This window comes from Thermus sp. H19.2, assembly GCF_054979525.1.
The window spans coordinates 1282420-1295452 of record NZ_CM143429.1 but is presented as its reverse complement, the minus strand read 5'-3'; the positions used below and the strand labels follow the sequence as shown (position 1 = coordinate 1295452).

The 13033-nt window shown below is 70.3% G+C and carries 25 protein-coding genes and 1 other RNA gene; all 26 read left to right on the top strand.

What is annotated here, in order from left to right; genetic code table 11:
- Positions 1-9 precede the first annotated feature (9 nt).
- The 26 genes from ACY5J6_RS07065 to ACY5J6_RS06940 all read left to right on the top strand — a co-directional run bounded on the left by ACY5J6_RS07065 (position 10) and on the right by ACY5J6_RS06940 (position 13033).
- Complete coding sequence (locus ACY5J6_RS07065; RefSeq protein ID WP_462844288.1) at positions 10-807, top strand: AAA family ATPase; 798 nt, start codon at positions 10-12, stop codon at positions 805-807.
- Positions 804-1145 (top strand): hypothetical protein, encoded by a 342-nt coding sequence (locus tag ACY5J6_RS07060; RefSeq protein WP_462844287.1) that lies wholly within the window; start codon positions 804-806, stop codon positions 1143-1145. Before ACY5J6_RS07065 ends, ACY5J6_RS07060 begins: the two co-directional genes overlap by 4 nt.
- Entirely contained in the window at positions 1132-1557 is a 426-nt protein-coding gene (locus ACY5J6_RS07055; protein WP_462844286.1) for a hypothetical protein, read from the top strand. The genes ACY5J6_RS07060 and ACY5J6_RS07055 overlap by 14 nt, the downstream gene beginning before the upstream one ends.
- On the top strand, positions 1557-1742 hold the full coding sequence (locus ACY5J6_RS07050) for a hypothetical protein (RefSeq protein ID WP_039456870.1): 186 nt from the start codon (positions 1557-1559) through the stop codon (positions 1740-1742). Before ACY5J6_RS07055 ends, ACY5J6_RS07050 begins: the two co-directional genes overlap by 1 nt.
- The gene (locus ACY5J6_RS07045) at positions 1732-2013 is read left to right on the top strand and encodes a hypothetical protein (RefSeq protein ID WP_462844285.1); all 282 of its coding nucleotides are present in this window, start codon (positions 1732-1734) and stop codon (positions 2011-2013) included. Before ACY5J6_RS07050 ends, ACY5J6_RS07045 begins: the two co-directional genes overlap by 11 nt.
- Positions 2010-2285, top strand: a complete 276-nt coding sequence (locus ACY5J6_RS07040; RefSeq protein WP_054391873.1) for a hypothetical protein — start codon at positions 2010-2012, stop codon at positions 2283-2285. Before ACY5J6_RS07045 ends, ACY5J6_RS07040 begins: the two co-directional genes overlap by 4 nt.
- Entirely contained in the window at positions 2275-2520 is a 246-nt protein-coding gene (locus ACY5J6_RS07035; RefSeq protein WP_462844284.1) for a hypothetical protein, read from the top strand. The genes ACY5J6_RS07040 and ACY5J6_RS07035 overlap by 11 nt, the downstream gene beginning before the upstream one ends.
- 197 nt (positions 2521-2717) lie before the next feature.
- Positions 2718-3098, top strand: coding sequence for a helix-turn-helix domain-containing protein (locus ACY5J6_RS07030; RefSeq protein WP_462844283.1), 381 nt, complete (start codon positions 2718-2720; stop codon positions 3096-3098).
- Positions 3095-3478 (top strand): hypothetical protein, encoded by a 384-nt coding sequence (locus ACY5J6_RS07025; RefSeq protein WP_039456885.1) that lies wholly within the window; start codon positions 3095-3097, stop codon positions 3476-3478. Before ACY5J6_RS07030 ends, ACY5J6_RS07025 begins: the two co-directional genes overlap by 4 nt.
- Positions 3462-3677 (top strand): hypothetical protein, encoded by a 216-nt coding sequence (locus ACY5J6_RS07020; RefSeq protein WP_462844282.1) that lies wholly within the window; start codon positions 3462-3464, stop codon positions 3675-3677. The genes ACY5J6_RS07025 and ACY5J6_RS07020 overlap by 17 nt, the downstream gene beginning before the upstream one ends.
- Positions 3650-3841, top strand: a complete 192-nt coding sequence (locus ACY5J6_RS07015) for a hypothetical protein (RefSeq protein WP_462844281.1) — start codon at positions 3650-3652, stop codon at positions 3839-3841. The genes ACY5J6_RS07020 and ACY5J6_RS07015 overlap by 28 nt, the downstream gene beginning before the upstream one ends.
- Positions 3838-4077, top strand: a complete 240-nt coding sequence (locus ACY5J6_RS07010; protein ID WP_462844280.1) for a hypothetical protein — start codon at positions 3838-3840, stop codon at positions 4075-4077. Before ACY5J6_RS07015 ends, ACY5J6_RS07010 begins: the two co-directional genes overlap by 4 nt.
- A complete protein-coding gene (locus ACY5J6_RS07005) occupies positions 4077-4340 on the top strand; it encodes a hypothetical protein (protein WP_462844279.1) in 264 nt (87 codons plus the stop codon). The genes ACY5J6_RS07010 and ACY5J6_RS07005 overlap by 1 nt, the downstream gene beginning before the upstream one ends.
- Positions 4337-5140, top strand: coding sequence for a helix-turn-helix domain-containing protein (locus ACY5J6_RS07000; RefSeq protein ID WP_462844278.1), 804 nt, complete (start codon positions 4337-4339; stop codon positions 5138-5140). The genes ACY5J6_RS07005 and ACY5J6_RS07000 overlap by 4 nt, the downstream gene beginning before the upstream one ends.
- Complete coding sequence (locus tag ACY5J6_RS06995; RefSeq protein ID WP_234558200.1) at positions 5133-5579, top strand: hypothetical protein; 447 nt, start codon at positions 5133-5135, stop codon at positions 5577-5579. The genes ACY5J6_RS07000 and ACY5J6_RS06995 overlap by 8 nt, the downstream gene beginning before the upstream one ends.
- A gap of 60 nt (positions 5580-5639) precedes the next feature.
- Positions 5640-5888 (top strand): hypothetical protein, encoded by a 249-nt coding sequence (locus ACY5J6_RS06990; RefSeq protein ID WP_126201468.1) that lies wholly within the window; start codon positions 5640-5642, stop codon positions 5886-5888.
- Positions 5889-5898: 10 nt separating this feature from the next.
- A complete protein-coding gene (locus tag ACY5J6_RS06985) occupies positions 5899-6228 on the top strand; it encodes a hypothetical protein (protein WP_126170215.1) in 330 nt (109 codons plus the stop codon).
- A gap of 3 nt (positions 6229-6231) precedes the next feature.
- Entirely contained in the window at positions 6232-6414 is a 183-nt protein-coding gene (locus tag ACY5J6_RS06980) for a hypothetical protein (protein WP_462844277.1), read from the top strand.
- A complete protein-coding gene (locus ACY5J6_RS06975; RefSeq protein WP_462844276.1) occupies positions 6411-6944 on the top strand; it encodes a phage protein Gp27 family protein in 534 nt (177 codons plus the stop codon). Before ACY5J6_RS06980 ends, ACY5J6_RS06975 begins: the two co-directional genes overlap by 4 nt.
- Positions 6934-8217: a terminase large subunit domain-containing protein gene (locus tag ACY5J6_RS06970; protein WP_462844275.1), complete on the top strand. Its 1284-nt coding sequence runs from the start codon at positions 6934-6936 to the stop codon at positions 8215-8217. Before ACY5J6_RS06975 ends, ACY5J6_RS06970 begins: the two co-directional genes overlap by 11 nt.
- Entirely contained in the window at positions 8218-9723 is a 1506-nt protein-coding gene (locus ACY5J6_RS06965; RefSeq protein WP_462844274.1) for a phage portal protein family protein, read from the top strand. It begins immediately after the preceding gene.
- Entirely contained in the window at positions 9707-10897 is a 1191-nt protein-coding gene (locus ACY5J6_RS06960; protein WP_462844273.1) for a phage head morphogenesis protein, read from the top strand. The genes ACY5J6_RS06965 and ACY5J6_RS06960 overlap by 17 nt, the downstream gene beginning before the upstream one ends.
- The gene (locus ACY5J6_RS06955) at positions 10855-11151 is read left to right on the top strand and encodes a hypothetical protein (RefSeq protein WP_462844272.1); all 297 of its coding nucleotides are present in this window, start codon (positions 10855-10857) and stop codon (positions 11149-11151) included. Before ACY5J6_RS06960 ends, ACY5J6_RS06955 begins: the two co-directional genes overlap by 43 nt.
- Positions 11152-11449: 298 nt before the next feature.
- An RNA gene (rnpB, locus tag ACY5J6_RS06950) (RNase P RNA component class A) lies at positions 11450-11818 on the top strand.
- Positions 11819-11845: 27 nt separating this feature from the next.
- The gene (locus tag ACY5J6_RS06945) at positions 11846-12406 is read left to right on the top strand and encodes an ImmA/IrrE family metallo-endopeptidase (RefSeq protein WP_462844271.1); all 561 of its coding nucleotides are present in this window, start codon (positions 11846-11848) and stop codon (positions 12404-12406) included.
- 3 nt (positions 12407-12409) lie between these two features.
- Positions 12410-13033, top strand: a complete 624-nt coding sequence (locus tag ACY5J6_RS06940; protein ID WP_462844270.1) for a hypothetical protein — start codon at positions 12410-12412, stop codon at positions 13031-13033.

Genomic DNA, 13033 nt, shown 5'->3' with positions numbered 1-13033 from the left:
AGGTAGCGCATGGCGAAGCGGAACGGCGGAAACGGCGACTGGACGGCCCTCATTGACGAGGCCCTGGGCATCGTCATGGGGGAGGCGGAACTCTGGAAGGACCCCCGGGACGGGTTCATCCCCACGGAAGGGGCCAAGGCCCTCCTCGGGCACCTCAACCTGGTGGCCCAGGAGGCCTTCCCCCTGGCCCTGGTGGTGGGCCCGGCGGGGGTGGGGAAGACCCTCACCTGCAGGTACTGGGCCCGGGAGCACGAGGCCCCCTGGGTGCGGGCCCAGCCCAGCTACAGCCCGGCGGCCCTCCTGGAGGACCTGGCGGTGGAGCTCCGCATCACCCGCACCAAGACCTTCCGCGTCCTCCTGAGCATGGTGCGGGACGCCCTCCTCCTCACGCCCAGGGTGGTCTTCGTGGACGAGGCCCAGCTCATGGACCGCCCCACCCTGGAGACGGTGAAGTACCTGGCCGACGAGACCGGGAGCTCGTTCGTGCTCATCACCTCCGAGGAGTTTGAGGGCACCATCCGGCGCCACCGGGACATTGAGAGCCGCATCGGCACCATCGCCCGGATAGGCCCCATCTCCCTCCAGGAGACGCAGGCCATCTACCAGGGCTCGGGGTACACCCCGGAGACCCTGGCCGAGGTGCACACCCTCACGGGGGGCATCCTGCGGGACATCGTGCGCCTCGTGCGCCAGATGGACCGGGTGGTGGAGTTCAACGCCGATAGGGGCCTCACCAAGGCGGCCTTCGGCCCGGCCCACGTGCGCCGGGTGGCCAGCCGCCTGAACCTCGCGGGGGGTGCGCGGTGAAGAAGCGCTTTCCTGAGATTCAGGAAGGCATACCGCCTGTTCGTTACGAGGCTACGTACATTTACCTCACACACGATGGGACGTGGCCCCAACGCCCGATGACCATCATCCCAAAGGACCTGGATTGGCTTGTGGAAGACAGCTTTCTGGCCATCCGGGATCTGCGCCCCAAAGGGCAGATGGGTCACGTTACTCACGTGAGGGTGCTAGAGGTGAGGGCGGAGGTTCACCTGAGCACAGGCCGCTATAGCCAAATAGTTCGGCGCGTCTTGGTGATGCCTGTTCCGTCCCCGGAAGAAGTCAACGAAATCGCGGAGGCCCTTCATGAACCGGATTGACCTCCCCCTCGAGGGCCCCCGCCTGGTCATGCGCATCCTGGAGCTCCCCGGGCTCATCGGGGAGGCGAAGCGGCAGATGACGGCGCTCCGGGCGGAGAGGCGGGGGCTGGAGCGGTGGATGGAGGCCCGGGAGGCCCAGGCCTACCTGGAGGTCTCCGGCAAGACGGAGCGGGAGCGCCAGGCCCGCGCCAGGGTGCTCCTCGCCCAGGACCCGGAGTGGCAGAAGGCGGAGAAGCGCCTGCAGCAGATCCTGGTCCAGCTGGACAAGCTCCAGGCGGAGCTTGAGGTCCTGGAGCACGAGCGAAAGGCGGTCTACGGGGCGCTGGTGGCCCGGCACGCGGAGGCCCTGGAGGCGGCCCTCGCGGCGGGGCTCTTCGGGGCGAAGCCCCCGGCGCCCCGGGGAGGGAACTGATGACGCGGGAAGAGCTCATTCGGCTCCTCAGGGAGGACCCGGAGGTCCGGGCCGCCCTTGTGGAAGCCCTCCGGGGGGCGCGCCCCCGCCCCCTGGAGGAGGCGGGAAGGGGCATCCAAGCCGTCCTTGCCGAGGCCGAGCGGGAGTGGCTGGCCCGGCACGAGGAGGTGCGCCGTGAAGGGTAAGCGGACCAAGCTGGAGGAGTTGGTGGACGAGCTGGCGGAGGAGGGGCTTCCCCGGCACATGCGGGTGGCCTACGCCCTCTACGACCTGGCCCGGGACATGGTGCGGGCCGCCAACGAGGCCCGGGACACGGAGGCGGTGGACCAGGCCGAGCTGGAGCGCCTGGCCCGGCGGGCCCTGGCCGTGGTCCTGGCGGCCCAGGCGGAGAACGACCAGAAGGCCCGGGAGCTCCTCTCCCACCCGCACCGCATGAAGGGGGTGGCCTGTCCATGAGGCCCCGGCCGTTCCGTAGCGTCCTGGACACCATCCGGGGCCACGGCCTCACCCCGGCGGAGCTCCGGGAGCGGGCCCGCCTGGCCTACGCCCACGGCCAGACCTTCCTGGCCCAGCTCTACCTGGACGAGGCCGAGGCCCAGGAGGTGGTCCTGAGGCTCCGCCCCTGCGGCCTCTGCGGGGGCACGGGGCGCGTCGCCGACGACATCCCCTGCTGGCGGTGCGACCCCGGGCTCTCCCGGGCCTGGGTGGAGGTGCGCCGTGACGCCTGAGGCCGTGATCCGCCTGGCCCGGGCCAACCCCGGGACCCCCGTCCGCCTCACCATCGTCGGCCAGACGGGGCGGGGGGTGGTCCGGATCAAGTGGGAAGGAGGCGGGGTGCGGTTCTACATCCGCCCCTGGGACCTGTGGGACGACCCCAGGGCCGAGCCCGAGGCCCTTCGCGTCATGGAGCCGTGGCGGATCCTGGAGGCCCGCGTGGAGGGGGAGGATGGGGGAGCGGTCTAAGGGACCGGTGCTCGTGCCCTGCCCGGTGGAAGGGTGCGAGAGGACCCTCACCGTTCCAGCCCTGGCCCCTGACGGGGCGGTGGGGCTTTGCGTCTGCCTGGCCGTGCGGCTCCGGCTCACGTGGACCTACGGGGGGCCGCCCGAGTACGGGCGCACGCCGCACTTGACCGTCGTGGGGCCTGCAAGGGGGAGGACGTATGATCCGGGAGCGGCTTAAAGAGGTGGGCCTGGACCGCCCCCTCCTCACCCCCGCCCAGGCGGCGGCGGTGCTGGAAGTGGGGCGGCCCACCGTGGAGCGCCTCATTAGGGAGGGGCGGGTCCGCACCGTGCGCGTGGGGCGCAAAGTCTACATCACCGCCGCCAGCCTGGAGCGCCTGGTGGAGGGGGGTGTGCCCGCGGCCCAGGCCGCCTGGCTCGCCCTCCGCCTCATGGAGCGGGCGGGCCTGCGGGTGGAGCTTTTCACGGACCCAAAGGGTGGCTTCCGCGCTTCGGCCGGGGGGAAGGAGGCCCTTGGGGTCTCCCCCGAGGAGGCCCTCCTCGCCCTGGCCGAGGCCTTGGCGAAGGAGGAGGAGGCATGAAGGTTCCCAAGATCACGGACGGGGAGCTTAGGGCCGCGGTGGACCTCCTGCTCATGCGGGGGGCGTGGGGGGTGCCGCGGGAGGAGTTTGGGCGCCACTTCGGCGGGGATCGCCGGGGCCGGGCCATCATCGCCGAGCTCCGCAAGCGCGGGGTGCTCCCCGTGGTGGTGGCCGAGTCCCCCGCCGGGGACGAGGTCTACAAGGTGGCGGACTCGGAGGAGGAGCTTCGCGCTTACCGCCAGAGCCTCCTCTCCCGCATAGAGGAGCTGCACGCGGCGGTGCGGGGTCTGGACCTGGCCTGGCGGCACTGGAAGGCCCACCGCTCCCCCCGCTGGGCCCAGCCCGGCCTGTTTGAGGTGGCCGATGGAGGAGGGCGATGAGGTCCTGGCCGTCCTGGAGGGGCTGGTGGCGCGCTACCCGCGCGAGCGCGGGGGGCTTCTGGTGTGGGCCTTCCTGGACGAGGAGGGGCGCTGGACGCTGGCCCTCTTCCGGGGGGAGGACCTTTTGGAGCTGGACTGGGGCTACGACCTCGAGGCGGTAGAGGAGGCCCTGTGGCGGCGCTACTCAAGCTCGTGCTGATCTACGTGACGGTGGCCCAGGTGGGGCTTCTCCTCCTCCTCGCCTACCTGGGCCTCTCCCGCCGGGGGGCTCTCCCCGAGGGGGCCTCCGTGGGCCTCCTCCTCCTCGCCGCCCTCTTCGGCCTTCTCGGGGTCCTCCTGGCCCTGGCGTGGAGGTGGGCATGACGGCGCATGGGCACTTCGTGCCCTTCTGGGAGACTCAGGAGCTCTTAGGCCTCCTGGTCCGGAGGCAGACCGCCTCGCGGCCCGTCTTCCAGGGGATCACCGCCCAGGGGTGGCCCTACTGCCCCGGGGTGGGGCGGCTCACGGAGGCCTTCCGGGTGCCCGGGGGGATGGTGTGGTGGGCGAAGGTGAGGGGCGAGGCCTACTGGATGTGGCAGCCCCTGCCTCCGGGGGAGTGATGGAGCCTCAGGAAGCCCTCGCCCTCCTCGCCCAGCTGGCCCTGGAAGGGGCCCCTGGCGGGGCGATCTACCGGGTCTACGAGGCGGAAGAGGTTCTTTCCCGGGCCCTCTCGCGGCTGAAGGCCCTCGAGGGGGCCCACGAGAGCCTCGAGGCCCGCCACCGGACCCTCGAGGCCCGCCTCCGGGAGCTGGAGGCCGCCCAAAGCCGGGCCCTCCTCGCCCTCCTGGAGGCGGCGGACCTTTTGCGCGGGAGGAAAGCATGATGAAGGCGTTTTTGGTGTCCCTGCTGATCCTGGCCTATCTGAGCACCCTTTCCATGAGCACCGGACATTTGGCCCAGTGGTACGCCCTTTCCCTGGGGGGGCTCCCCCCCTGGCTCGCCTGGGGCCTGGCGGCGAGCCTGGAGTTCACCGCCTTCCTCCTCTCCCTCCTCTCCAACTCCCTCCTTCGGGGCTCGGCCTGGGCGGGGGGTGGGGCGGTAGCCGCCCTGGCCCTGGTGTGGCTCGGCAACGCCCTCTCCATGCACCGGGCCGCCCCCGGGGTGGCCCTCTGGGAGACCCTGGCCATGAGCCTCTTCGTCCCCGTGGGGACCTACGTGGTGGGGAAGGTGGTGGGGGAGATGGTGGCCGTTCAGCCCGGGGGAAGGGGTGTTCAGGGAGCGGCCGAACAGTCCCGGATGACCCCCCTCGCTGTTCGGCCCAAGCCTGAACATGGGCCCCCCCTTGTTCAGCCTTCCGTTCAGGAACTTAGAGCGGTCGTTCAGGGGGGAGTCCCGGAAGCCGAACAAGGGGAGGGAGCTCGTTCGGTCCCTTCCGGCGTCCGGTACCGGGAGCGTCAGGTGGAAAGGGAGCGCACCCTGGAGGTGGACCTGGACGAACGGGGGCTGGCCATTGTGAACGCCTTGCGTTCTGCGGGCGGAGCCCTCTCTCTGTCCGAACTCTCCCGGCGAACGGGCATTCCCAAGTCCACCCTGGCCGGGAAGCTGAACGGCCTGGCGGAGGCCGGGCTGGTCGTTCGTACGGAACAGGGGTGGACCCTGAACGGGGAGGGCCGCCATGCATGAGCCCCTGGACCTCTGGCGGGCGGCCTGGGTGGCCCTGGCCCTCTGGCGGGTGGAACACGGGGAGGCCCGCTGGGTCCCGGTCCACCCCCAGGACCCCAGGCCCGGGGCCTTCGGGGGCCGCGCCGACCTCCACGCCCGCCCCCCCGAGGCCCCGGCCTTCCTGCCCGTCTACGTCCCCCCGGTCCCGCCCCTCGGCATAGAGGGGCACAACCTGCGCCTGTGGCGGCACGACGCCCGGGCCTTCGTCCGGGGGCTGGGGTACGGGGAGCGCCAGCTCCTGGAGGCCTACCTGGGCAAGGGGAAGCCCCAGACCCTGGTGAGCTTCAACCCCTCGGCGGGGCGGCTCCAGACCCACGCCCCCCTGGACCTCCTGGACCTCTTCGTGCGCCTCGCCCGCCGGGCCGAGGTAGACACCCCCCCACCCCCCGGGGTAGAATAGGCCTAAGGTGGGAAACCTGCCCCCCGGAAGGCTCCGGGGGGCCAAGCTTTTGGGGGTGCCGTGGATGAGCGCGATCTGGAGCTGGAGCTCTGGGCGGGGGCCCTGGACCTCCTCGCCCGCATGGGGGCTCCGGAGGAGGAGCTCCGCCCCTTGCGTGAGCGCCTCTGGGCCCTGCGCCTTTTCCGCATGATGCCCAAGCCCCAGCCCCCCTCCCTCTGGAGCCGCCCCCTCTTCTGGACGGTTCTGGCCCTCCTCCTCGGCATCGTGGCCAGCCTCCTGGGCCTCCCCGTCCACAAGCTCTTCCCGTGAAAGGAGCGCCATGTTCAGGGATCCGAACCGCCAGCGCTTGATCCGAGGCACGATCCTCCAGGCCCTGTACCTGAACGCCTTCGGGGTGGACGCCCCCGTCAACATCCAAGACCCCTACGCCATGCCGAGAGGGGTCCTGGCCCGGGTCCTGGAGCTCTCCCACGTCCTCCCCGCCCGCTCCGAGATGAACGCCGCCGTGCGCTACCTGCAGCAGAAGGGCTACGTGGAGGCGGTGTGGGACGAGGACGGGGAGTTCACCCTGGTCCGCCTCACCACCCAGGGCATGGACCTGGTGGAGGGGAACCTGAAGGACCCCGGGGTCCTCCTGCCCAGGAGGTAGGCCGTGGAGTTGAGGGAGGAGATCCACGCCCTCGCCGTGGCCTTCCGCCGCCACCACGAGGAGGTCTTAGCTGAGCTCCGCCTCCTCCGGGAGGAGCTGGAGCGGGAGCGCCGGGCCCGCTACTGGGAGCAGGGGCTTCTGGCCCTGGCCCTGGTGGCGGCCCTCATCGGCTGGGTGCGGCCGTGAAGGGCTACAAGCGCCACCGCCTCTGCAAGGTCTGCGCCCTCCCGGAGGAGCTTCGCGACCGGGTGGACGCCATGCTCCTGGGGGAGGAGACGGAGGAGGACGGCAGGCCCTACAGCATGGAGGGGATCGCCCTCTGGCTCAGGGCCCAGGGGCACGAGGTGAGCCCCTCCAGCGTGCGCCGCCACGCCCGCCACCTGGCCCCTGCCTTGGACCAGGTCCTGCAGATGGAGCGCCTGGTGGAGGCGGTAGAGGAGGCCACGGGCAAGCGCCTCTCCTACGCCGCCGCCTTGGCCAACATCGTGGTGCACAAAGCTCTCCGCTACCTCCAGGACCTGGAGCTCGGGGAGGAGGTGGATCCGGAGAAGGTGGTGCGGCTCGGCCTCGAGGCCGCCCGGGTGGCCCTGAGCCTGGAACGGCTGGACCGCTCCCTAAGGGAGGAGGCGGCCCAGAAGGTGGAGGAGAGCCTCCGCGCCCGGCAGATTGAGCCCGAGGTCATAGAGGCCATCAAGCGGGACATCTATGGACTCTGAGCGCCTCCTCCTCCCCTACCAGCGCCGCTGGGTGCGGGACCAATCCCGCTTCAAGATCGGCCTCTGGGCGAGGCAGACGGGGAAGAGCTTCGCCGGGACGCTGGAGGTGGTCCTGGACGCGGTGGAGCGCCCCGGCACCCTCTGGGTCCTCCTCTCCGCCGGCGAGAGGCAGAGCCGGGAGCTGGCGGAGAAGGCCAAGCGCCACCTCGCGGCCCTGAAGCAGGCGGCGGAGACCCTGGAGAGCCGCTTTTTTGAGGCGGGGGAGGAGGTGACCCAGCTGGAGATCCGCTTGCCCAACACGTCCAGGCTCGTCTTCCTCCCCGCCAACCCCCGCACCGCCCGCGGCTACACCGGGAACGTCTTCCTGGACGAGTTCGCCTTCCACCAGGACTCCGAGGCCATCTGGGCGGCCATGTTCCCCATCGTCACCCGCAGGCCGGACCTGAAGGTCCGGGTCATGAGCACCCCCAACGGCCCCCGGGGCAAGTTCTACGAGCTCTGGGAGAAGGGGGGAGAGGTCTGGAGCAGGCACCGGGTGACCATCCTGGACGCGGTGGCCGAGGGTCTGCCCGTGGATCCGGACGAACTCCGGGCGGGCCTCGCCGACGACTTCATCTGGCAGCAGGAGTACCTCTGCGAGTTCGTCTCCGAGGAGGAGGCCTTCCTCCCCTGGAGCCTCATCCTCGCCGCCGAGGCCAGGGAGGACCCTCGGGGGGGGTGGGACCCCGAGCGGGCCTACCTGGGGATGGACGTGGGCCGCCACCGGGACCTCACGGTCTTCGTGGTCCTGGAGCGGGTGGGGGACGTGTACTGGGCGCGCCTCGTGGAGGCCCTCCACCGGGCCCCCTTCGCCGAGCAGGAGGCCCGCCTCCACGCCCTCCTCCCCCGGGTGCGCCGGGCCTGCCTGGACGCCACGGGCCTCGGGGAGATGCTGGCCGAGAACGCCCGCCGGGCCTTCGGCTACAAGGTGGAGCCGGTGAAGTTCACCCTCGAGGTCAAGGCCGACCTGGCCCAGCGCCTCCGCCTCGCCTTTGAGGACCGCAAGGTGCGCATCCCCGAGGACCGGGCCCTCCGGGAGGACCTCCACGCCGTGCGGCGGGTCATCACCCCTTCCGGGAACGTCCGCTACGACGCGGAACGGGGCGAGCGCGGCCACGCCGACCGCTTCTGGGCCCTGGCCCTCGCCCTCCACGCCGCCGAGACCCCGAGGGGCCCCGTGGAGTACAGGTCGGTCCTCCGCCGGGCCTTCGCCGGGTGGAAAGGAGCGTTCTAGATGCCCATCCTGGACCCCTACGGCCGCCCCATCCCCAAAAGCCCACCGCCTTCCGCGCGCCGCCTCCCCCTGGACTCCCCCTACCGCGTCTACCCCGCCCGGGGCCTCACCCCCGAGCGCCTGGCCCGCATCCTCCGCCTCGCCGACGAGGGGGACCTCGCCCTCCAGGCCGAGCTCTTTGAGGAGATGGAGGAACGGGACGCCCTCCTCTTCTCCCTCCTCCAGACCCGCAAGCTCGCCGTCATCGGCCTGGACTGGCGCCTGGAGCCCGCGGAGGAGGGCCGGGACGCCCGCCGGATTCTCCGGGCCGTGGAGGAGGTGTGGTGGGACCTCCCCCTGGAGGACCTCATGCTGGACCTCCTCTCCGCCATTCCCCAGGGGGTGAGCCTGGTGGCCGTGGCCTGGGAGTGGGACGGCCTCCTCTGGCGGCCCAAGGCCTTCCGCTGGGTGCACCCGGGGAGCCTGGTCTACCGTTCCGAGGAGGACCGCTTCTACCTCGCCTCCCAGGAGCGGCCGGAAGGGGAGGCCATCCCCTACGGCGGGGCCATAGAGCACCGCTACAAGGCCCGCTCGGGCCTCCCCACCCGGGCCGGGCTCATGCGCAGCGTGGCCTGGCTCTACCTCTTCAAGCACTACGCCCTCAAGGACTGGGTGGTCTTCGCCGAGGTCTACGGCCAGCCCTACCGCATCGGCAAGTACGATCCGGCCGCCGGGGAGGAGGAGAGGCGGCGCCTGGAGGAGGCGGTGCGCAGCCTCGGGGCCGACGCCGCCGGGGTCATCTCCAAGGACACGGAGATCGAGATCCTCGAGGCGGCCAAGGGCCAGGGGCCGGACGTCTACGAGCGCCTGATCCGGCTCTGCAACCGGGAGATGGCCCAGGCCGTCCTGGGCCAGACCCTCACCTCCAGCGAGGGGGACGGGGGGAGCTACGCCCTGGCCAAGGTGCACGAGCGGGTGCGCATAGACCTCCTCCGGGCCGACGCCCGCGCCCTGGCCAAGACCCTCCGGGAGGGCCTCCTCAAGCCCTTCGTGGCCTTCAACTTCGGCCCCGAGTTCCTGGACCTCGCCCCCTTCGTGGTGCCCGAGGTGGAGGAGGAGAAGGACCTGGAGAGCCGGGCCCGGGTGCTCCAGACCCTCCTGGGCATGGGCCTCTCCATCCCCGAGGCCTGGCTCCGGGAGGAGTTCGGCGTCCCCGCCCCCGACCCCCAGGGCCCCGTCCTCGCCCTCGCCCCCCAGGAGCGGCGAGAGCGGGGCCTGGTGGCGGGTCAGGCCTTCGTGGACGGCCTGGGGGACAGGCTCCTGGAAAAGGCCCCCATGCCCGGGCTTTCCACCCTCCTCCAGGCCATCGGGGAGGCCGAGGGGTACGAGGACCTGAGGCGGCGCCTCCTCGCTCTCTTCCCCGGGATCTCCTTCGCCGAGCTCGCCCAGCTCCTGGAGGCGGCCCTCACCCTCTCCGAGCTCGCGGGGAGATGGGCCCAGCGGCAGGACAGTGGCCTGGACGGTTGAGCCTGACCCCCTGCGGCCCGAGGAGGCCCTCCGCTGGTTCCGGGCCCGCCTTCCCCTCCCCGATCCCGAGTTCCGCGCCCTGGGGGAGGAGGCGAGGCGCCGGGCCTTCTTCGTGGCGGGCCTCGCCGCGCTGGACATGGTGCAGGAGACGATGGACGCCCTCGCCCGGGCCCTGGAAGAGGGGAGGCCCTTTGAGGACTTCCAAAGGGAGCTTTCCGACCGGGTCAAGAACGCCTGGGGCGAGGGGAGCCGCCACCGCCTGGAGACCGTCTTCCGCACCAACCTCCAGCTGGCCTACGGGGCGGGGCGGTGGAAGGAGGCGGTCTCCGCCCGGGAGCTCAGGCCCTACTGGGGCCTCTCCGTGGTCCTGGACGGGCGCACCTCAAAGATCTGCCGGCCCCTCGCGGGGATCGTCCTCCCCGCCGACCACCCGTTCTGGCGCACCCACGTCCCGCCCCTCCACCACAACTGCCGCACCGCCCTGGTCACCTACACCCGGGAGGAAGGGGAGAGGCGGGCCTGGAAGGAGCCCCCTCCCCACGAGCCCCAGGAGGGCTTCGGCCGCCCCCCCACGGCGGAGGAGTGGAGCCCCGACCCCCGGGGCTACCACCCTGAGCTCTGGCGGGCCTTCCTGCGGGCCCTCGCCGCCCTCCCCGAGGCCCGGGCCCACCTCAGGGGCCTGGCGGAGAGCCGGGGCCAGGGGAGGCCCGCCCCTCGGGACTGGCTCTTCGCCGCCGGGGAGATGGTGCGGGCCCCCTTCAACCGCCGGGGGCGCTCCGTTCCCGAGGAGCTGAGGCCCCTTCTCGGCCGGGAGCGGGCCACCAGCCTGGAGCTCCACGTGGCCCAGCGGGTCATGGACGGGCACCTGGCCCCGGGCACCCCTCCCGAGGTCTACGAGGGCCTGTGCCGCGAGGCCCCGGCCCACCCCGAGGCCGCCCTCTTCGCCTACGCCCGGGACCAGGGCCCGGTGCTGGCCGCCCTGGCCCCCGCCTCCTTCATCCCTGAGGAGGCCCGGGGGCCCAGGCTCAAGGCCCTCTGGTTCGTGGTATACTCCTTCCACAGCGGGACGCTGGCCACCGGCTACAGCGTGCGGGACCTGAGCGAGCTGGACGTCCCTTGGGACAAGGTGGTATGGCTCAAAAGACCTCCCTGGCTTACGCCCCCCTCGCCCTAGCCCGGGCCTACGTGGCCTGGGTGAGGGAGCTCCTGGACCGGGGGGAGGAGGCCGACCCGGACGAGCTCCTGGACGCTGTGGAGGAGTGGACCCCCTTCCGGGGGTACCTGAGGGACGCCGCGCGGGAGGACCGGGAGGCCGCTCTCGCCCTGGCCCGGGAGGTCTTCGCTGAAGGGCCCAGGCTTCGGGCCCACGGCTTCCCCCTTCCCGATACCTGGGAGGCCTTCCTCGCCCGGGTGGGACTGGAGCCCTGAGGGCGGCAGGCCCAGGGGGGCCGGGGGTTCTCCCCGGCCCCCCTTCTTCCGCCATCCCACCCCCCGATTTGAAAGCGCTTACACGGCCCTGTAACCCCCCTGGAAGGCCCGGGAAGGGGGTGGCCTGGCCTTCCCCTTAGCCCCGGCCTCCCCCCGCCTTTTTGGGCCTTTCAGGCCGGGTTTCCTCCCTCCTGTGCACAGCGTCTTTCCCTCTCCGGGAGGGCGCTCAGGCGGGTTTCTGTCCTGGAGCGTGAGCGATTTCCTCAATGCTTTCGCCTGTGGTAGAATAGGGGTGCCCCGGGACGGGGGCGCGGTCGCGCCCAAGGGCCAACCCCCTTGGGTGAGGAAAGTCCGGGCACCATAGGGCGGGGTGCCAGGTAACGCCTGGGCGGGGTAACCCGACGGAAAGTGCCACAGAGAAGAGACCGCCAGCGGCCGGGGCCTCCCCCGGTGCGGGCAAGGGTGAAACGGTGGGGTAAGAGCCCACCGCGCCTCCTGGAAACAGGGGCGGCACGGCAAACCCCACCCGGTGCAAGGCCCGGTAGGCAGGAAGGGCTTGCCCGGCCCGTTAGAACCTGCGGGATGGGCCGCTAGAGGCCGGTGGCGACACCGGTCCCAGAGAGATGACCGCGGAAAACAGAACCCGGCTTACGCCCCGTCCCGGGGTCCCCGGAATGGGGAAGGGGGTGGAGTTATGATCAGGGGTAGCCACGCATCTCCAGGTGTTATGGAGATGGAAGAGCGGGTTCGCAAGCTCAAGGAGTCTTTGGACATTCCCCCAGATCAGTACCCCGTGGACATTGTGGGCCTTGCCCTCGCCCTTGGGGTAAGGGTCTACGATGCCGAGTTTAAGAACCCCAACATTTCCGGTATGGTCATTACCGACCCGAAGCGGGTGCCGAAGGGCGTAGTTCCTGGGGAAAAAGCCACCATATTTGTAGCTAAGAACGAGTATCCGCCCCGGAAAGCGTTCACCATTGCCCACGAGCTCGGCCACGTGGTCTTGGGGCATGTGGACGATAAGGGGCTCCGGACGGATCTGTTTAGGGGTCAGGGGCTTCCTTATGACCCCCAGGCGGAACGAGAAGCCAACTTGTTCGCCGCCACGCTTCTTATGCCAGAAAAGGCTTTTCGTGAAGTTTGGGAGGCCTTTGCTCAACGGGGTGTTCACTACGTCGCGGCCCTGTTTGGGGTTTCAGTTAATGCGGCGGTCGTTAGGGCTAAAGAGTTAGGCCTCGAGGTGCCCCTGTTTTGAGCGATGCCCCGGGATAACCCCGAAGAAAAGCGGGATTCTCATACCCCACCGTCCCCTGAAAGCCCGGATTCGGCTTCTGTGCCAAGTGTTCCAGAAACCGAGGGGCTTTTGGCCGAGGCTTACTCGGACGTTGGTCCGCAGGACGAGGCTGCGATCCAAAACGCTTCCCCTGTCACGCTGAATCCCGGAAGCCTCCAACAGGCTTCCGCCACAGAAATCGTGGCCTTCTTATCGGCGTTTTCTTTTGAGCCAAAAGAACTCGCGGGGGCCTTGCTGGAGGGTATCCGTGCCGAGAACGCCCTTAAACAGGCTAACGCCTCTTACATTGAGGCCTGCGCCAAGGAGAAAGAACGAAGAGCTGAGCAAATCGAGATTGAAAATCAGCGGCTTAAGGCCCAAGCAGAGTTAGATCGCAGGCGGCTACCAGTGTACTTCGTGTTTTCTGTGCTAGGCCCCGTTTTTATGGTGATCATTATAGGCGCATACTTTATGGGTTGGGTGCCCTTGGAAAGGGCCCTTCTTCCCCTTGGGGTGTCTGCCTTTCTCTCCATTCCGGAGAAGAGCTTCAACCTTTTGTCCGGGTTGCTGAGTTGGCTGGTAAACCTTCTCCCCGTTCGTGGGAAATAG

Coding starts and splice junctions, on each gene's coding strand:
- ACY5J6_RS07065 (WP_462844288.1), top strand. CDS start 10: ATGGCGAAGCGGAACGGCGGAAACGGCGACTGGACGGCCCTCATTGAC.
- ACY5J6_RS07055 (WP_462844286.1), top strand. CDS start 1,132: ATGAACCGGATTGACCTCCCCCTCGAGGGCCCCCGCCTGGTCATGCGC.
- ACY5J6_RS07050 (WP_039456870.1), top strand. CDS start 1,557: ATGACGCGGGAAGAGCTCATTCGGCTCCTCAGGGAGGACCCGGAGGTC.
- ACY5J6_RS07040 (WP_054391873.1), top strand. CDS start 2,010: ATGAGGCCCCGGCCGTTCCGTAGCGTCCTGGACACCATCCGGGGCCAC.
- ACY5J6_RS07030 (WP_462844283.1), top strand. CDS start 2,718: ATGATCCGGGAGCGGCTTAAAGAGGTGGGCCTGGACCGCCCCCTCCTC.
- ACY5J6_RS07025 (WP_039456885.1), top strand. CDS start 3,095: ATGAAGGTTCCCAAGATCACGGACGGGGAGCTTAGGGCCGCGGTGGAC.
- ACY5J6_RS07020 (WP_462844282.1), top strand. CDS start 3,462: ATGGAGGAGGGCGATGAGGTCCTGGCCGTCCTGGAGGGGCTGGTGGCG.
- ACY5J6_RS07010 (WP_462844280.1), top strand. CDS start 3,838: ATGACGGCGCATGGGCACTTCGTGCCCTTCTGGGAGACTCAGGAGCTC.
- ACY5J6_RS07005 (WP_462844279.1), top strand. CDS start 4,077: ATGGAGCCTCAGGAAGCCCTCGCCCTCCTCGCCCAGCTGGCCCTGGAA.
- ACY5J6_RS07000 (WP_462844278.1), top strand. CDS start 4,337: ATGATGAAGGCGTTTTTGGTGTCCCTGCTGATCCTGGCCTATCTGAGC.
- ACY5J6_RS06995 (WP_234558200.1), top strand. CDS start 5,133: ATGCATGAGCCCCTGGACCTCTGGCGGGCGGCCTGGGTGGCCCTGGCC.
- ACY5J6_RS06985 (WP_126170215.1), top strand. CDS start 5,899: ATGTTCAGGGATCCGAACCGCCAGCGCTTGATCCGAGGCACGATCCTC.
- ACY5J6_RS06970 (WP_462844275.1), top strand. CDS start 6,934: ATGGACTCTGAGCGCCTCCTCCTCCCCTACCAGCGCCGCTGGGTGCGG.
- ACY5J6_RS06965 (WP_462844274.1), top strand. CDS start 8,218: ATGCCCATCCTGGACCCCTACGGCCGCCCCATCCCCAAAAGCCCACCG.
- ACY5J6_RS06955 (WP_462844272.1), top strand. CDS start 10,855: ATGGCTCAAAAGACCTCCCTGGCTTACGCCCCCCTCGCCCTAGCCCGG.
- ACY5J6_RS06945 (WP_462844271.1), top strand. CDS start 11,846: ATGATCAGGGGTAGCCACGCATCTCCAGGTGTTATGGAGATGGAAGAG.
- ACY5J6_RS06940 (WP_462844270.1), top strand. CDS start 12,410: ATGCCCCGGGATAACCCCGAAGAAAAGCGGGATTCTCATACCCCACCG.